The following is a 16443-nucleotide window of genomic DNA, read 5'->3' as shown; positions in this document are numbered from 1 at the left end:
CCTGGCATGGCATTTGCACGATCACGCGGCATCGGAGCTCTCGATCAGCTGAGGTGGCCGGCCGCTTCCATCTGCCGCAGTTCCTTCTTGAGGTCGGCGACCTCGTCGCGCAGGCGCCCGGCCAGCTCGAACTTCAATTCGCCGGCAGCCTGCAGCATCTGGTCGTTCAGGTCGCGGATGATCGTCTCCAAGTCGTTCGCACCGCTAGCCGCGAGGCCGCCGTGTTGCTTGAGGTTCGGTGTTGGCGATCGTTTACGACCTTCGCGGCCACCGTTAAGAGAACCAAGCAGCGCCGCGGTATCGGCATCCTCACGGTTGAGCTGGTCGGTGATATCGGCGATCTTCTTCCGCAGCGGCTGCGGATCGACACCTCGCTCCAGGTTGTAGGCCACCTGCTTCGCGCGTCGCCTGGTGGTTTCGCCGATCGCCTGTTTCATCGAATCGGTCATGACATCGGCGTACATGTGCACCGCGCCCGAGACATTTCGTGCGGCACGACCGATGGTCTGGATGAGAGATGTTGACGAGCGCAGGAAGCCTTCCTTATCGGCATCCAGGATCGCGACGAGTGACACCTCAGGCAGGTCGAGGCCTTCGCGCAACAGGTTGATGCCCACCAGCACGTCGTAGACGCCCTGCCGCAGCTCGGTGAGCAGTTCGACCCGCCTCAGGGTGTCGACGTCGGAGTGCAGATATCTCACGCGAACGCCGGCCTCGCCGAGGAATTCGGTGAGCTCCTCCGCCATCTTCTTCGTGAGAGTGGTCACCAGCACGCGTTCGTTGATCGCCACGCGCTTGCGGATCTCCTCGAGGAGGTCGTCGATCTGTCCTTTGGACGGCTTGACGACGATCTCCGGGTCGATCAGGCCGGTCGGGCGGATGATCTGTTCGACCACGCTGTCGGTGATGCCCATCTCGTATTTGCCTGGCGTAGCCGACAGGTAGACCTTCTGGCCCACACGGTCGAGGAACTCGTTCCACTTGAGCGGACGATTGTCGAGGGCGCTCGGCAGCCGGAACCCGTGTTCCACCAGGGTGCGCTTGCGCGACGAGTCGCCCTCGTACATGGCACCGATCTGCGGCACCGTGACGTGCGATTCGTCGATCACGACGAGGAAGTCATCGGGGAAGTAGTCGATCAGGCAGTGCGGAGCTTCCCCCGCCTGGCGCTGGTCGATATGCCGCGAGTAGTTCTCGATGCCACTACAGAATCCGATCTGCTCCATCATCTCGAGGTCAAAGGTGGTGCGCATGCGCAGGCGCTGGGCTTCAAGCAGCTTGCCTTCGCGCTCGAGCTGCTCGAGCCGCTCAGCAAGCTCCACCTTGATGGTTTTAATGGCGGCCTGCATGCGTTCGGTGCCCGCGACGTAGTGCGAGCCGGGGAAGACCGATACGGAATCCATCTTCTTGACAACGTCACCGGTGAGCGGGTGCAAGCTGTACAGGCCCTCGATCTCGTCACCGAACATCTCGATGCGAATGGCTAGCTCTTCGTACATCGGAATGATCTCGATGGTGTCGCCCCGCACGCGGAAGTTTCCGCGCGAGAAATCCACGTCGTTGCGCTGATACTGCATCGAGACGAACTTGCGGATCAGCGTCTCGCGATTGATCTTCATACCGACCTGGAGAGCGATCATGGCATCGAGGTATTCCTCTGAACTGCCGAGACCGTAGATGCAAGACACCGTCGACACCACGATCACGTCGCGCCGGCTCAGCAATGAGTTGGTGGTGGAGTGCCGCAGACGCTCGACCTCGGAGTTGATCGACGAGTCCTTCTCGATGAAGGTATCGGTCTGCGGAACGTAGGCCTCAGGCTGGTAGTAGTCGTAGTAGGAGACGAAGTACTCGACGGCGTTGTTCGGCATCAACTCGCGGAACTCGTTGGCGAGTTGGGCTGCGAGCGTCTTGTTGTGCGCGAGCACCAGCGTCGGACGCTGCACCTGCTCGATCAGCCATGCGGTCGTCGCGGACTTGCCGGTACCGGTAGCGCCGAGCAGTACGACATCTGTCTCACCGGCATTGATGCGTGCCGTCAACTCGGCGATCGCGGCGGGCTGATCACCACTCGGTGTGTACTCGCTGATGACCTCGAAAGGGCGCACAGAGCGTGTCGGTTCCATCCTCCAAGCTTAGGCAGCACCACTGACAACGAGCCCGGATTGTGCCATCGGCATAACCTGCCATGCGCCGCCGAGATCGATCCGGATGTCGTCAGGGCGAAGGCCGTGCTGACTGTGGGTCACAAGCACCGTTATCCGGTCTGCGAGGGCGATCCGCAGGTCGGTCATGAGGGACGCAGCCGACTCCTCGTCCAGGTGCGCTGTCGGTTCGTCGATGAGGATGACGTCCGCCCCGGTAAGCAGCGTGCGGGCGACGGCAACGCGCTGCCGTTCGCCGCCGGAGAGGTGCCCGGCTTCGGCGCCGACGAGCGTGTCGAGTCCGGCCGGTAGTCGGTCGAGAAGCGCACCGAGGCCTACCTGTTCGAGCACCGCCGTCATTTCCGCGTCATCCGGTGCTTCGGCCCTGGAGCGCGCGAGAAGGAGGTTGGCACGCATCGTCGAGTCGAAGAGATGGCCCTCCTGCGGGCACCAGCCGAATCGCCGTGCCGACGAACTGAGGTCGAGGCCTGCGGTGTCCTGACCGTTGACGAGGTAGTGGCCAGCCATTGGATCGAGCCGACCGAGAAGAAGAGCGAGCATGGTCGACTTACCAGAACCAGAGGGTCCGGTCACGATCAGCCATTCGCCGCGCTGTACCACCGCGTTCACGGCCTCGAATACCGGTTCACCTGACGGCGTCCATCGTGCGGCGAGTCCTTCCAAGCCGAGCCGTTCGATGGACTGCTCGGGGAACGCGGGTCGAGGCTCTGTCCCGTCCACCGCCGTGGTCCGCGACACTCGCGTGAGAACTTCGCGCAGCGCAGGCGCGAGCTGCACAGCGCCCACGAAGTCCATCAGCGGATCGATGAGGCCGAGTGGCACAAGAGCGAGGACGGCGACGAGTCCGGGGGCGATGTTCCCTGCGGAAGCAAGCAGCGGCAGCATGAGAATCGCGCTGAGAGCACAGACGGCGACCACGATCGCACCTCCCAGCCCCAGGGCACTCGCGCTCCGCTTAGCCGAAACTCCGGCGGCGCGATCAAGGTCGCCAAGTTCACGGCGGATGCGCCCGTCGACGCCGTTTGCACGCAGTTCGTCGGCGGCACCGAGCATTGCGGCGAACCGTCGGAGAACTGTCGATTTGAGGAACTGCTGGCCACGTGAGGCGCGACGATCGGCCCAGAGCGCCGCCAGCGGAGCAACGACTCCTGCGGCGACTCCGAGGATGACCAGCAGAGGGAGCGCGGCCGGAGCGAGGGATCCCAGGGCTGCGATCGTGACGACGAGGGTCGTCACGCCGACGGAGAGTGGTAGCACCACGCGGATCGCCAGGTCTCGAACCTGGTCGACATCGCGCACCAGGCGGTCGAGCGTGCTGCCACCGGTGAGGAGGTCGCGGCGTGCAAAACCCTTGGTCGCCAGGCTCGACCAGAGCCGCATCCGCAGTTCGGTGAGCGCCCTGAAAACTGCGCTGTGACCGAGCAGCCGTTCCGAGTAGCGCAGAACCGCCCTTCCGATGCCAAAGAACCGCACCCCGACGATGGCGACGAGCAGGTACATGATCGGTGGATGTTCGCTCGCCCGTACGATGAGCCAGCCGGACAGCGCGATGAGCGCCAGTGCGAACAGCGCCGCCAGGGTACCGAGGACGATGGTTCCGATGAGCCGACCAGCGACCGGGCGGAGGAATACCGCCAGTTCCCGAAGGGGACGCGAGCCGCCGACGTTCGCCGGGGACCGTCGCGCGCGCGACGGCATCGCTGAGGGGTGCGCCACCGATATCGGAGATTCGGTGCGAACCTTCGACAGGATCACTCGCCGGTCCGCCAACGCTCGCACCGCTGGGTCGTGCGAGGCGACGATCACGGCGACCCAGGGTTTCATCGCCACCATCTCGTCGATCACCGCGCGGGCGCTTCCCCGGTCCAACTGCGAGGTTGGCTCGTCGAGGAGGACGACATTGGCACCGTCCGCGACGCGCATGAGCACGCGGCCGAAGGCCAGCCGTCGAAGCTCGCCTGGACTGACCAGGCTGGGTGAAACATCCGCGAGGTGCGCGAGTCCGAGACGTTCGAGGACGTCCAGCGCCAGGGCAGCGGAGTCGGCGGCAGCCGAGTTGTCCGCAGCTGAGTTGTCAGCGCCGTAGAGCAGCAGCTCGTCGAGCACCGTATCGGCCACGGTGTGCGGATGCTGAGGCAGCCACGCCATCCGCCCGCTCTCGATTCCGCTCACCCGCCCGTCGACGGTGACGCCCTCGCCGGTGACCAGCCGCCCGGCCAGTACCCGGAAGACCGTGGATTTTCCGGTGCCGCTGCGCCCATCGAGCACTGTGATCTCCCCAGGTAGGGCCTGGAAACCGAGGCAGCTCAGGCTGTTCGCACTCCTATCGGTGTACCGGACGCTCAGGCCGACCACCGTCACAGGACCGATACCGGCTTCGACGATGCTGGCTGGTCGAGCCGCGTCGAGAATGGCTCGGGTGCGCGCAATCGCCTCTTTGCCGTTTTGTGAGGCATGGAAGGCTGTGCCGATCTCCCGGAAGGGCGTCATGCACTCGGGCGCGAGGATGAGCACGAGCAGCCCCACCTCGAGTGAGAGGTCCCCCGCGACGAGTCGGACACCGATGAAGACCGCGACGACCGCGACGGAGATGGTGGCGATGAGTTCCAGGGCGAGCGCGGAGAGGAACGCCGTGCGCAGAGTCTGGATTGTCTTCATCCGGTGGCTCTCCGAGATCTTACGGAGCGCAGTCACCTGCTCTGTGGCTCGGCCCAGGCCGACCAGTACCGGCAGCCCTCGCGCCAGTTCGACGAGATGATCGGAGAGCCGATTGAGGGCAGTCGTCGCTTCGGCAACGCGTTCCTGGGTGTGCAGACCGATCAGGGCCATGAAGACGGGGATCAGCGGTACCGTCAGCACGATGATCAGCGCGCTCACCCAGTCGGCGAACAGGATGCGGGCGCCGACGAGGAGCGGCACGGTACCGGCCGTGACAAGCGCGGGGAGGAAGACGGTGAAGTACTTGTCGAGTTCGTCGAGCCCCTGGGTGGCCAGGGTCGCCACCGAACCCGGCTGCACGCCGTTCTCCACGACGCGTTCGGCCAGCTCAGCGCGCAGCCGTTCTTTGCTGCCGAGAAGTGCTCTCGTCGCTACGACACGATGACCCCAGGTCACCAGCGACCGCAGCATCCCCGAGCCAACGCCGATGCCCACGATGGGCAGCAGATCACCATGTCCATCGATAACTGTCACGATCCCCGTCGACAGCGCGGTGGCCAGGCCGATGATGGCCACGGCTTTCAGCCCGCTCAGGAGCCCAAGCAGATAGAGGGTCGGCCGCTCCATGACGGAGATACCTGCGACAGGGGACGTACTCATGATCGGCGCACCGCGGGCTCAACCGGGCGTGCTTCCGGAATGTGGCTGCCGCTGACCCGTTTGCGGAAGACCCAATAGGTCCAGCCCTGGTACGCGAGTACCAGGGGGATGCCGAAACAGGCCACGACCGACATCACCCCGAGGGTGTAGGGCGACGAGGACGCGTTCGAGACTGTCAGATCGAAGGCGTGATCGATGGTCGACGGCAGCACCACTGGGTAGCTCGCGATGAAGATGGATGCGATGCTGGCGGCGAGGAAGACCCCGAAACCGATGAATGACCAGCCCTCCTGGCGATTGCGGTTGGCGATCGAGGCCCAGACGGCTGCCACGACTGCCACGACCGCGATGGTCCAGGTGAGAGCGGTGCCGCGTGTCACCTGGAGCGAGACCATCCAGATCAGAAGCGGCAGCAGTGCGATCGGAGCCACACGGCGGGCGAAAGCGTTAGCTGCGTGACGTACGTCGCCATCCGTTTTCAGAGCCAGGAAGGCGGCTGCGTGAACGAGCGCGAATCCGACGACCGCGAGGCCGCCGATAAGGGCGTAACCACTGAACCAGGCGAATGCTCCGCCCACCCTGTCACCGTTCGCGTTGATCGGCAGCCCCGTCGTGGTCAGGGCAAGGGCGGCACCGATGCCAAAGGCGGTCACCAGCGAGCCGAGACCCAGTGCGATATCCCAGCCGCGTGCCCACCTCATCGACTTGCCCTTGCCGCGGTACTCGATGGCGACGGCGCGAAAGATCAGTCCGAGCAGTACGAATATCAGGGGCAGGTACAGCGCCGAGAAAAGCGAGGCGTACCAGATCGGGAAGGCCGCGAAGGTCGCGCCAGCTGCGGTCACCAGCCAGACCTCGTTACCGTCCCAGACCGGGCCGATCGCGTTGAGCATCACGCGCCGCTGGTTCTCATTGCGTGTTGAGAACAGTAGGTGCATGCCGACGCCGAGGTCGAATCCCTCCAGGAAGAGGTAGCCGGTCCAGAGCACGGCGATGATCGCGAACCAGAGAGTGGGAAGAAGATCCATCATCGATACCTCGGTTTCAGTAGGCGAAGGCGAGCACGTCGTCGGGGCGTGGTCCGTCATCCGACTCGTCCGGATGGTCGCGCTTGTCGAGTTCGGGGATGGCACTGGCAACTCCTCCGCGCACGTAGCGCACCAGGAGCCGCAGTTCGAAGACCATCAGTACCGCGTAGATGAGGGTGAGGCTCACGACCGAGAACAGAATCTCGCCGAAACTCACCCCGGGTGAGACGGCTGCCGCAGTGAACATGAAGACACCATCGACCCCGCTCGGATTCGGTGCCACGACGAAGGGTTGCCGCCCCATTTCGGTGAAGATCCAGCCCGCGGAGTTCGCCGCGAATGGGGCGAGGATGCCCACCACGGCAAGCTGCATGAGCCAGCGCGGGCGCGGTACGGTTCCGCGTCTGGTCAGCCAGAGCGCCACGAAGGCGGCGAATGCGGCGACGCCACCGAAACCGATCATCAGCCGGAAACCCCAGTACGTCACTTCCATCACGGGCAGGTAGTCGATGGTCTCGCCTGCGCGGGCCCCGTACTTCGGGTCGTCGGGAAGCGTGGTGCCGTATTTCTCCTGGTACTGCGGGATCAGCTGGTTGATGCCCTGGATGTCGGTCGTGAAGTCGCCATGCGCCAGGAATGACAGCAGCCCGGGGATCTCGATGACCGGGGTGACGTCATCACAGTTTTTGGAGCCGAGCTTGCCGACGGAGAGCACGGAGAAACTGGTGCCGTTGTGGCATGCGCCCTCAGCCGCGGCCATCTTGAGCGGCTGCTGCTCGAACATGAGTTTGCCCTGCGCATCACCGCTGATCGCGACACCGGCGAAAGCCACCATGGCCACGACGGCTCCGATGCGCAGCGACATCAGCCAGACACCGTGGTCAGCCTTGTCGCGACCGGGAATGCCAGAGGCTTCGCCCACGATCACCCGCTTGTCGGGCCCTACAGCGTCGATGCCGTCGCGGCGGCGCTGCCAGAGCTGGTACCAGGCGATGCCGAGCAGGAAGGCGCCACCGACCCCTAAGGATCCGAAGATCGCGTGGGTGAACGCCGAGATCGCTGTGTTATTGGTGAAAACGGCGACGACGTCAGCCATCACCGGCCGCCCGTTGACGAGGTCGACGCCCACCGGATGCTGCATCCACGAATTCGCGACGATGATGAAATAGGCCGACACCACTGACCCGGCCACCGCTATCCACAGGCAGGCGAGGTGGATGGCTTTGGGCAGCTTGTTCCAGCCGAAGATCCAGAGCCCGAGGAAGGTGGATTCGACGAAGAAGGCGAGCAGCGCCTCCATCGCCAGCGGAGCCCCGAAGACGTCACCGACGAACCGGGAGTATTCACTCCAGGCCAGACCGAATTGGAACTCCTGCACGAGACCGGTGGCCACGCCCATGATGAAGTTGATCAGGTAGAGCTTTCCCCAGAACTTCACCATGCGGTAGTAACGCTCATTGCCGGTGCGATGCCACATCATCTGCATGACGGCGACGATCGGGCCAAGACCCAGGGTGAGCGGCACCATCCAGAAGTGGTAGACCGTGGTGATTCCGAACTGCCAGCGTGCAATCAGGAGCGGGTCGAGCGCGTCCACGTCAATCTCCGATTCGTCTTCTACTGCGGGTAGAACAATTCCTTTCTACACCACGTAGAACTTTATTTCTACGCCGTGTAGAATACACGTATGGCAACACTCGGTGAACTCGAACGTTCCGTCATGGACCTCCTCTGGGACTCGGCGGAGGCTCTCACCGCCGGCGACATCCGCGACGGCCTCTCGCGGGAGAACGCTGCAGGAGCGGGCAAAGACCTCGCCGTGACGACAGTTCTCACCGTGCTTTCCCGTCTCGAGGCCAAAGACTTCGTCACCAGAGATCGCGATACACGCCCGCACCTGTTTCGCGCCTCGACCAGTCGCGCCGCCCATATGGCGGAGCTCATGCACGAGGTTCTCGGCGCGGCCCCCGACAGGGAAGCGGTGCTCGCCCGCTTCGTCGGACAGGTTGGCGCGGGCGAAGCAGCCACGCTTCGACGCATGCTCGACGGCAAGTAATTCGCAGACCGTGACCATCACCTGGGTGGCGCTTGCTGTGCTGGCGGTGGCGCTGGCCTGGCCGGTTCCGATCCTGTTGGCGCGGTCATCCTGGCCGTCCCGCGCCCCCGCCACCGCCCTGATCGTGTGGCAGGCGATCGCTCTCGCGGGCGGGCTGTCGATGCTCGGCGCGCTATTCTCCTACGGACTCGAACCCTTCGGTCCCGATCTCGCCAGCGGACTGGCGGCGTTCCCTGGCTGGGTGCTCAGCGGGTCACTTCCGCCGGGCGCCGGCTTCCTCCAGATGTTCGCGGTGAGCGGCGGCATCCTGCTCGGAGTGCATCTCCTGCTCACCCTCGGGCTCACCTTCGCCAGGGCGGAACGATCCCGGCAACGCCACCACCAATTGGTGCAGCTGTTGAGCACTCCCATGCCAGAACGCCCTGGCATGCGTTTGCTCGACCATGAGGCGCCTATTGCCTACTGCCTGCCAGGGACCACCCGCTCCGTCACGGTGCTCTCTGCCGGTCTGGTCGACCTTCTCGATGACGAACAGCTCCGGGCCGTGATCGCCCACGAAACGGCACACGCCACTCAGCGTCATCACCTGCTGCTGGTCGCCTTCCGCGCCTGGCGAGGATCCCTCCCCTGGTTTCCCATCGCCACGCGCGCGCTCGATGCCGTCACCGTGCTCGTCGAGATGCTCGCCGATGACCGCGCTCGCCAGCAGGTCCCGGATGCAGCTCTCGCATCCTCGATCGCGCTGGTGGCTTCGGCTTCCAATGCTCCCCCTGCGATGTCCAGCCTGAACAGCGCAGAGTCGGATGCCGCGGCCAGCGCTCTCGCCGCAGACGGTGCCTCAGCCGAACGCCGCCTCGCTCGCCTCATCACCCCTGGCCGGCCATTCGGCGCAGCGGCGCGCGCCTTCGCCCTGGTGTGTGGAATCGCGCTTCTGGCGGTGCCGACGGCCCTGATCCTCGCCCCGGCCATCATCGGATGAGCGCTTGAGCGCCCGTTTCGGGGTCTGACCAGTAATAGAAGGGTGATTGGCGCTCAGCAGTAGCTCGGGGCTATCACTCTGTCGACGATACCGCGCGATTGTCGCCTCTTTGGCCATACCCGCATCGCCGTCCGCTGCCGATACGCCTTCGCCTTCGCCAGCGTGCACGACGTTTGGGTCAGAGGTCGAGGAAGTCGCGCAGCCATACCCGCGCCGAGTTGAAGCATCCTGGGGAGACCGCTCCGGCGATCCCGGTGATCCGATCGCGTGAGAGGGTGCGCGGCTGTTCGCTCATGATCCACGACGGCCGATCGAGGCCACTCGGCCCGTCGATCGCAATGTGGTTCGGCCACCCCCGGTCCACCGTCGAGATCGGAAGGACAATCACGAGCGTTGTGACGGCATCCAGATACCCCGTCGAGGCGACCACGAGGACGGGTCGATGGCCGCCCTGCTCGTGGCCACGCACAGGCTCGAGCGTCGCCCAGGCAACAACGCCCGGCCCTAGGTCCAAATCGCTCACGCTGTCAGGTTAGTGAGTTCGGTACGCTCCCACTCGGCGGTCTCGGCGGCGTAGAACACCGCATCCGCATTCGATGTGCGAACGATCGCAGTCTTGAGAGCACTCAACCGGTGCGCGCGGTCGTCCGCGTCGGCGAGACGGGCCAGATGGGCACCCAAAGTCAGGCCATCCCGAGCAGCCTGGATCTTCAAGCGATCTCGCAGCCCGTCACTGACCTTGATCGTAGTAGTCATACTTTAAGTATACCAACGTCATTGCTGCTGGAGTCCGAACTCCATAGGCGCCACCTTAGCGATCGACTCGCGAAGCGCTCAGGCCCGTGAACGAACCCGTTCCCAGAGCGCGTCAGCCTGCCGCAGGGTGTCGTCGAGGGAACCGTTGCTGTCGATCACCACGTCGGCGATGGCGAGCCTGTCCGTGTCGGTCGCCTGCGAGCTGAGTCGGTGAGTCGCCTCCTCGCGGCTGAGGCCGCGCAGCTCGATGAGCCGGGACATCCGAGTTTCTGTGCTGGCATTCACGACCACGACGAGATCGAACTGGTGATAGCCGTCACCCTTCATCGCCTCGACCAGGAGTGGAACGTCGTAGACCACTACGGCGCGAGGGTCGCGTTCCTCCGCCTCGACGAAGAGTTTTTTCGTAAGCTGCTTGATAGCCGGATGCGTAATGCCGTTGAGATCGAGTCTCGCCTCGGCATCGGAGAAGATTACAGCACCGAGTGCGGCGCGATCGAGGGAACCATCCGCGGCGAGCACGCCCGAACCGAAGCGTTCGGCGATCGCTGCGAGTCCCGGAGTGCCCGGTTCGACCACCTCGCGGGCGAGCTGGTCGGCGTCTACATGAACGGCTCCGCGCTCTGCCAGGCGATGTGCGACGACAGTTTTTCCGGAGGCAATGCCGCCGGTGAGCCCGATGAGATACACGCAGGCAATGCTAGCGGGCGGTCGGCGATGGACAAGGACGCCGAAACGGCCGGACCCAATAGAGGGCCCGGCCGTTTCGTGGTGGAACGTTGATGTCGCTCCCTAGCGCAAAAGCTAGTTGTTGGAGGACAGCTTCTCGCGAAGTGCAGCGAGGGCCTCGTCGTCGGCGAGGGTTCCCGCAGACTCGGAGTCGCTCGAGAAGGAGGAGCCGGCAGCCGCAGCTGCGGGCGCGTCGGTGATGTTCTCATCAGCCGTGGCAACCTGCTTCTTGTGGGCTTCCCAGCGAGCCTGGGCCGCAGCGTAGTCCTGCTCCCACTTCTCGCGCTGGGTCTCGAAGCCTTCCTTCCACTCGTTGGTCTCCGGGTCGAAGCCGTCAGGGTACTTGTAGTTGCCCTGGTCGTCGTACTCGGTGAGCATTCCGTAGAGTGCCGGGTCGAACTCGGTGCCCTCGGGGTCGACGCCCTCGTTCGCCTGCTTCAGCGAGAGAGAGATGCGGCGACGCTCGAGGTCGATGTCGATGACCTTGACGAAGACCTCGTCGCCGACCGAGACGACCTGCTCAGCCAACTCGACGTGCTTGCCGGAGAGCTCGGAGATGTGAACCAGGCCCTCAATGCCCTCTGCGACGCGAACGAACGCGCCGAAGGGAACGAGCTTGGTGACCTTACCCGGCGCAACCTGGCCGATGGCGTGGGTGCGGGCGAAGACCTGCCACGGGTCTTCCTGCGTCGCCTTGAGCGACAGGGAGACACGCTCGCGGTCGAGATCGACTTCGAGGATCTCGACGGTGACCTCCTGGCCAACCTCGACAACCTCTGATGCGTGCTCGATGTGCTTCCAGGAGAGCTCGGAGACGTGAACCAGACCGTCGACGCCGCCCAGGTCCACGAAGGCACCGAAGTTGACGATCGAGGAGACGACACCCTTACGAACCTGGCCCTTAGCGAGGTTGTTGAGGAAGGTCGTGCGGCTTTCGCTTTGCGTCTGCTCGAGCAGCGCGCGGCGGCTCAGGACGACATTGTTGCGGTTCTTGTCGAGCTCGAGGATCTTCGCTTCGATCTCCTGGCCGAGGTACGGCGTGAGGTCGCGAACACGGCGCAGCTCGATGAGCGATGCCGGGAGGAATCCGCGGAGTCCGATATCGACGATGAGGCCGCCCTTGACGACCTCGATGACGGAACCGGTGACGACGCCGTCGGCATCCTTGATCTTCTCGACATCGCCCCACGCACGCTCGTACTGAGCACGCTTCTTGGAGAGGATGAGGCGGCCTTCTTTGTCTTCCTTCTGGAGGACCAGCGCCTCAACGCTGTCGCCGACCTGGACGACCTCTGAGGGGTCGACGTCGTGCTTGATGGAGAGTTCGCGAGAGGGGATGACACCCTCAGTCTTGTAACCGACGTCGAGGAGGACCTCGTCACGATCGATTTTGACGACGACACCTTCGATGAGGTCTCCGTCGTTGAAGAACTTCAGCGTCTTTTCGACCGCGGCGAGAAAATCTTCAGCAGATCCAATGTCATTGATGGCGACCTGCTTGGGGCCAGTGGTCGTTACGATTGTCATGTAGTAGTTGCTCCAGGATGGATGTGCTGTTGACCAGCACCTTTCGGGCCGTCGCAGTGTGGTTTGTTTCAAACCGGTTCTGAGTTTCCGCGACAGGCAGGCGGACAGGATGCCACAAATGTGACGTTCTAGCTTAGCTGTAATCTGTTCGGCTCGGCAATCTGTGAGTTCCGGGTTCGTTGCGAGCGGATTTCGTCAGCGATGCGGGTCATCAGGCGTGCTGGCGTCGACCATCCACGATGTCGCGCAGAGTTTCCTCCAACTCGGGATGCTCGAATGCATATCCCGCCACTTCGAGGCGCTCAGGAACCACCCAACGGCTCTTCAGCACGAGCTCGGTCTCGGTGTGGATGACGGCGGAACCGACCTCGAGCATCCAGCGTGGCGCGGGAATGCCGATAGGCACTCGGAGTACCCGGCGGAGAGTGCTCATCACCGTCCTGTTGTCCGAAGGGTGGGGCGAGCTCGCGTTGATGGTGCCGTCGAGGTCGTCCCGAGTGCGGAGAAACCGGATGATCCCCAGCACGTCCGCGATGTGGATCCAGCTGAACTTTTGCGATCCGTTTCGAGCGCGGAACACGTGAAAGGTACCGGCGGCACGCCGCGCTGCCGTCGAAAACCAGCGTCCGTCGAGCTGGGGACCGCCAAGCCCGAACTGCGCGAGACGGATGAGCGGAAGGAGCGCGCTGCCGTCGCCCAGCACGATAGCCATGCGCAGGGCCACTCTGCGCGTGCCGGGGAGGTCGCCGTCGAAGAGTTCCTTCTCCCATGCCCTGGCGATCTCCACCGAGAAACCCTGGCCAAGCTCGCCTGTCGACTCGGTCATCGTACGGTCCTCGGCATGACGGTAGATCGTCGCCGTCGACGAATTAATCCACAGCGGAGGCGGAGCGGCACAGGCCTGGATCGCCGCCGAGAGCTCTCGCGTCGTCTCGACCCGTGATCGAAGGATCTCAGCACGGTTTGCCGGTGTGTAGCGGCAGTTGACGCTCTTGCCTGCCATGTTGATCAGCAGGTCGGCCCCGTCGAGCAGCGCGGTGATGGCTGCGGTGTCGCCCCAGGCAGCATCCGCACCCCGTCGTCCGATCAGCGACACCGTACTGCCCTCTGCGCGGAAAGCCCTGGCGAGGTACCGCCCGATGAATCCCGAAGCGCCGGCGATCACAATGCTGTCGGTCATAGATACTTCTCCCCCGGCCGGATCTCATAACTGAAGCATCCGGAATATTCGTAGAGCCTACCGACGAGTGGTAGCTCCACGGTCACCGAGACCCGCTGCGAATCGCTCTCGTCGTCGAAGCTCTCGAGCAGTGTGACCTTCGGCGCGATGAAGCGCGGAATCCGGATGTGCCCGTTCCCGATACGGATGGCCAGGATCGTCGATGCGAGCCGGAGCGAACCATCGACGACCGCGCAGTCCAGCCCGGCGACGTAGCGACGGACGACGCCGAGATGGTCGACGAGACCGCCGTGTTCTGCCGTGATCGCGTCGCGCATCCTGCGGTCACCCCTGGAGAAATGGAAGGTGCGGATCGCAACGATTGCCGGGTTGCCTCTGGCATCGACGACGGGATGGTTGAACACCGTGAAGGCCAGGTCGTGCTCCCACGCGGGAAACATCACACCCTGTTTACCGAGTACCCAGAGAATCGGCCACAGCCATCGCCGTGGAGTGCCCGCGACATCGAAGGTTCCCGTGCCGATGCCGGAACTCGCGGAGGGAATCGCGGCGAAATAGGTAGCAAGCCGCGGATGCAGTTTCGAGAGTTCGTCGCCGAGGACCGCCTCGTAGGGAGAGAGACGTTGAGGTGCTGGTGGCATCGGGCGCGCTACTTGAGCAGCGCTGCCTTCAGGGTGTCGAGGCCGACACCCCCGATATCCAGGGCTTTCTTGTGGAAGGCCTTGATGTCGAAGGCCGAACCCTCGCGACGCGCGTACTCGTCGCGGAGCTGCTCCCAGATCCGCTGTCCGATCTTGTATGACGGCGCCTGGCCGGGCCAGCCGAGATAACGGTTCACCTCGAACCGAACGAACCCGTCGTTCATGTTCACGTTCTTCGCGAGGAACCCGAAGACGTAATCGCCGGTCCACCGGCCAGAGCCGTCGGGCAGGGTTTTCTCGAGGTGCACGCCGATGTCGAGCACGACTCGCGCCGCACGCATCCGCTGGCCGTCGAGCATACCGAGGCGATCGGCAGGGTCGTCGAGGTAGCCGAGCTGCTCCATCAGGCGTTCGGCGTAGAGCGCCCAGCCCTCAGCGTGCCCGGACGTACCGGCATTCCGGCGCCAGGTGTTAAGCTGCGCCTTGTTGTATACGGCTTGGCCCAACTGAAGGTGGTGGCCCGGAACGCCCTCGTGATACACCGTGGTCAGTTCGCGCCAGGTGTCGAACTCTGTGACCCCCTCCGGCACGCTCCACCACATCCGGCCGGCGCGCGAAAAATCGTCGGTGGGGGGCGTGTAGTAAATGCCACCCTCCTGGGTTGGGGCGATCATGCATTCGAGCTTCTTCACCTCTGCGGGGATGTCGAAGTGTTCGCGCGACAGCTCCTCGACTGCGCGATCACTGGTCTCCTGCATCCACTTCTGCAGCGCATCCGTACCGTGCAGCTTGCGGCTGTCGTCGGAGCCCAGAAACTCGATAGCCTCCTCGACGGATGCCCCCGGCTTGATCTCGCGGGCGATCGATTCCTGCTCCTCTGTCATCCTGGCGAGCTCTTCGATACCCCATTCGTAGGTCTCATCGAGGTCGACTGTCGCGCCGAGGAAGTCACGCGAGGCGAGCGCGTAGATCTCACGGCCCACCGCGTCCCGTTCCGGCGCGTGCTGCGCAAGCTGGTTCCGGAGGAAATCGGCGAGCACCGCGTACGCCGCAGCGGACTCCCTGGCGCCGGTGGCAAGATCGCTCTTCAGCGACTCCGGCAGCTCGGAATCCCCGGCCTTGGCCTCCTCGGCAAGCTGGAAGAAGAATCCGGTGTCGGCGACCTGCTTGCCTGCCTGGACGATGATCTCCCTGACCTGCCGGATGGCGGGAACATTCCCCGCCACGATCCCGCTTCGCAGGGTCTCGATGTAGCCATCCATCGCGGCAGGGAGGTTGTGCAGCCGTGTGGCGATGTGGGTCCAGTCCTCTTCGGATGCCGTCGGCACGAGATCGAATATCTCACGCAGTCCCTGGGCCGGGCTGGCGATCACGTTCAGGTCCCGCTGGTCGAAGCCGGCCTCGTGCTTGTCGATGGAGAGCTGCAGCTCGCGACTCAGATCCATCTTGGTGACGACGTCGATGTCGTCGACCGGCGTTGCGGCCTCGATCTTGACGAGAGTCTTCCTGACCTCCGCGACCGCGTGCTCCGCGCCAGCCGGTGAGTAGTCGGCGTACTCACCCTCGCGCCCAGGGCGTCCAACATAGACGCGATATTCGGGAAAGAGGTCGAGTTCTGTGTCGACCCATTCCTCGGCGATGCTGTCGATAGCTGTGGGGATACGGACCTCGTCGGCCCTGGCTTCATCAGTCATGACACGAGCCTAGGACAGCGATGGGGCCGCCGCCGGATGACCCCATCGACTTAGCCAGATTTCTACGCCTTGTCGAGATCCGTGTTGAGCAGGTCCGCGAGGCCATCGAGCGCGATGTCGGCGTCGTCGCCCTCCGCGCTGATAGTTACCACTTCCCCATGGCCGATACCGAGTGACAACACCCCGAGGATGCTCGCCGCGTTCACGCTCTTGCCTGCGGCGCTGGTGAGGGTCACTGGAACGCCGACTTTGGCCGCGGCCTGGCTGAACAGCGCGGCGGGTCGAGCGTGCAGGCCGACGCTCGAGGCGACGGTGACAGTGCGTTCTGGCATTTCTGGCTCCTTACGGTTCGGTCGTTCACTGGTGGTGA

The 16443-nt window shown here is 64.1% G+C and carries 14 protein-coding genes; 2 read left to right on the top strand and 12 right to left on the bottom strand.

Going from position 1 to position 16443, the window contains the following annotated elements:
- Positions 1-44: 44 nt before the first annotated feature.
- From uvrB to ABIB56_RS01135, 4 genes are read right to left on the bottom strand one after another with little or no spacing between them, the layout of a single operon-like run.
- On the bottom strand, positions 45-2126 hold the full coding sequence (uvrB, locus tag ABIB56_RS01150; protein ID WP_354566921.1) for an excinuclease ABC subunit UvrB: 2082 nt from the start codon (positions 2124-2126) through the stop codon (positions 45-47).
- 9 nt (positions 2127-2135) lie between these two features.
- Positions 2136-5483, bottom strand: coding sequence for a thiol reductant ABC exporter subunit CydC (gene cydC / locus ABIB56_RS01145; protein ID WP_354566919.1), 3348 nt, complete (start codon positions 5481-5483; stop codon positions 2136-2138).
- A complete protein-coding gene (cydB, locus tag ABIB56_RS01140) occupies positions 5480-6511 on the bottom strand; it encodes a cytochrome d ubiquinol oxidase subunit II (RefSeq protein ID WP_354566917.1) in 1032 nt (343 codons plus the stop codon). The genes cydC and cydB overlap by 4 nt, the downstream gene beginning before the upstream one ends.
- Positions 6512-6527: 16 nt before the next feature.
- A complete protein-coding gene (locus ABIB56_RS01135) occupies positions 6528-8039 on the bottom strand; it encodes a cytochrome ubiquinol oxidase subunit I (RefSeq protein ID WP_502917526.1) in 1512 nt (503 codons plus the stop codon).
- Positions 8040-8198: 159 nt separating this feature from the next.
- On the opposite strand from ABIB56_RS01135, the gene ABIB56_RS01130 reads away from it, so the two are divergent.
- A complete protein-coding gene (locus ABIB56_RS01130; RefSeq protein WP_354566913.1) occupies positions 8199-8567 on the top strand; it encodes a BlaI/MecI/CopY family transcriptional regulator in 369 nt (122 codons plus the stop codon).
- A 10-nt stretch (positions 8568-8577) separates the two neighbouring features.
- The gene (locus ABIB56_RS01125; protein WP_354566911.1) at positions 8578-9546 is read left to right on the top strand and encodes a M56 family metallopeptidase; all 969 of its coding nucleotides are present in this window, start codon (positions 8578-8580) and stop codon (positions 9544-9546) included.
- Positions 9547-9724: 178 nt separating this feature from the next.
- On the opposite strand, the gene ABIB56_RS01120 is transcribed toward ABIB56_RS01125, so the two are convergent.
- The 8 genes from ABIB56_RS01120 to ABIB56_RS01085 all read right to left on the bottom strand — a co-directional run bounded on the left by ABIB56_RS01120 (position 9725) and on the right by ABIB56_RS01085 (position 16405).
- Positions 9725-10069, bottom strand: coding sequence for a type II toxin-antitoxin system PemK/MazF family toxin (locus tag ABIB56_RS01120; protein WP_354566909.1), 345 nt, complete (start codon positions 10067-10069; stop codon positions 9725-9727).
- Positions 10066-10302, bottom strand: a complete 237-nt coding sequence (locus ABIB56_RS01115) for a hypothetical protein (protein ID WP_354566907.1) — start codon at positions 10300-10302, stop codon at positions 10066-10068. The genes ABIB56_RS01120 and ABIB56_RS01115 overlap by 4 nt, the downstream gene beginning before the upstream one ends.
- A 78-nt stretch (positions 10303-10380) precedes the next feature.
- A complete protein-coding gene (coaE, locus tag ABIB56_RS01110; RefSeq protein WP_354566905.1) occupies positions 10381-10992 on the bottom strand; it encodes a dephospho-CoA kinase in 612 nt (203 codons plus the stop codon).
- 114 nt (positions 10993-11106) lie between these two features.
- Positions 11107-12558, bottom strand: coding sequence for a 30S ribosomal protein S1 (gene rpsA, locus ABIB56_RS01105; protein ID WP_354566903.1), 1452 nt, complete (start codon positions 12556-12558; stop codon positions 11107-11109).
- Between the two features lie 211 nt (positions 12559-12769).
- Entirely contained in the window at positions 12770-13738 is a 969-nt protein-coding gene (locus ABIB56_RS01100) for an epimerase (protein WP_354566901.1), read from the bottom strand.
- Entirely contained in the window at positions 13735-14379 is a 645-nt protein-coding gene (locus ABIB56_RS01095) for a DUF4166 domain-containing protein (RefSeq protein ID WP_354566899.1), read from the bottom strand. The genes ABIB56_RS01100 and ABIB56_RS01095 overlap by 4 nt, the downstream gene beginning before the upstream one ends.
- 8 nt (positions 14380-14387) lie before the next feature.
- On the bottom strand, positions 14388-16073 hold the full coding sequence (locus tag ABIB56_RS01090) for a DUF885 domain-containing protein (protein WP_354566897.1): 1686 nt from the start codon (positions 16071-16073) through the stop codon (positions 14388-14390).
- Between the two features lie 62 nt (positions 16074-16135).
- Positions 16136-16405: an HPr family phosphocarrier protein gene (locus ABIB56_RS01085; RefSeq protein ID WP_354566896.1), complete on the bottom strand. Its 270-nt coding sequence runs from the start codon at positions 16403-16405 to the stop codon at positions 16136-16138.
- Positions 16406-16443: the final 38 nt, after the last annotated feature.

The sequence above is a fragment of the Glaciihabitans sp. UYNi722 genome, assembly GCF_040549465.1.
Lineage (GTDB): Bacteria > Actinomycetota > Actinomycetes > Actinomycetales > Microbacteriaceae > Lacisediminihabitans.
Note: the sequence above shows the minus strand (reverse complement) of the source record. Positions and strands in the feature narration are given on the sequence as shown.

Bases quoted from the DNA above. Each gene is read 5' to 3' on its own strand.
- uvrB (WP_354566921.1), bottom strand. From the start codon at position 2,126: ATGGAACCGACACGCTCTGTGCGCCCTTTCGAGGTCATCAGCGAGTAC.
- cydC (WP_354566919.1), bottom strand. From the start codon at position 5,483: ATGAGTACGTCCCCTGTCGCAGGTATCTCCGTCATGGAGCGGCCGACC.
- cydB (WP_354566917.1), bottom strand. From the start codon at position 6,511: ATGGATCTTCTTCCCACTCTCTGGTTCGCGATCATCGCCGTGCTCTGG.
- ABIB56_RS01135 (WP_502917526.1), bottom strand. From the start codon at position 8,039: ATGGTGCCGCTCACCCTGGGTCTTGGCCCGATCGTCGCCGTCATGCAG.
- ABIB56_RS01130 (WP_354566913.1), top strand. From the start codon at position 8,199: ATGGCAACACTCGGTGAACTCGAACGTTCCGTCATGGACCTCCTCTGG.
- ABIB56_RS01115 (WP_354566907.1), bottom strand. From the start codon at position 10,302: ATGACTACTACGATCAAGGTCAGTGACGGGCTGCGAGATCGCTTGAAG.
- rpsA (WP_354566903.1), bottom strand. From the start codon at position 12,558: ATGACAATCGTAACGACCACTGGCCCCAAGCAGGTCGCCATCAATGAC.
- ABIB56_RS01100 (WP_354566901.1), bottom strand. From the start codon at position 13,738: ATGACCGACAGCATTGTGATCGCCGGCGCTTCGGGATTCATCGGGCGG.
- ABIB56_RS01095 (WP_354566899.1), bottom strand. From the start codon at position 14,379: ATGCCACCAGCACCTCAACGTCTCTCTCCCTACGAGGCGGTCCTCGGC.
- ABIB56_RS01090 (WP_354566897.1), bottom strand. From the start codon at position 16,073: ATGACTGATGAAGCCAGGGCCGACGAGGTCCGTATCCCCACAGCTATC.
- ABIB56_RS01085 (WP_354566896.1), bottom strand. From the start codon at position 16,405: ATGCCAGAACGCACTGTCACCGTCGCCTCGAGCGTCGGCCTGCACGCT.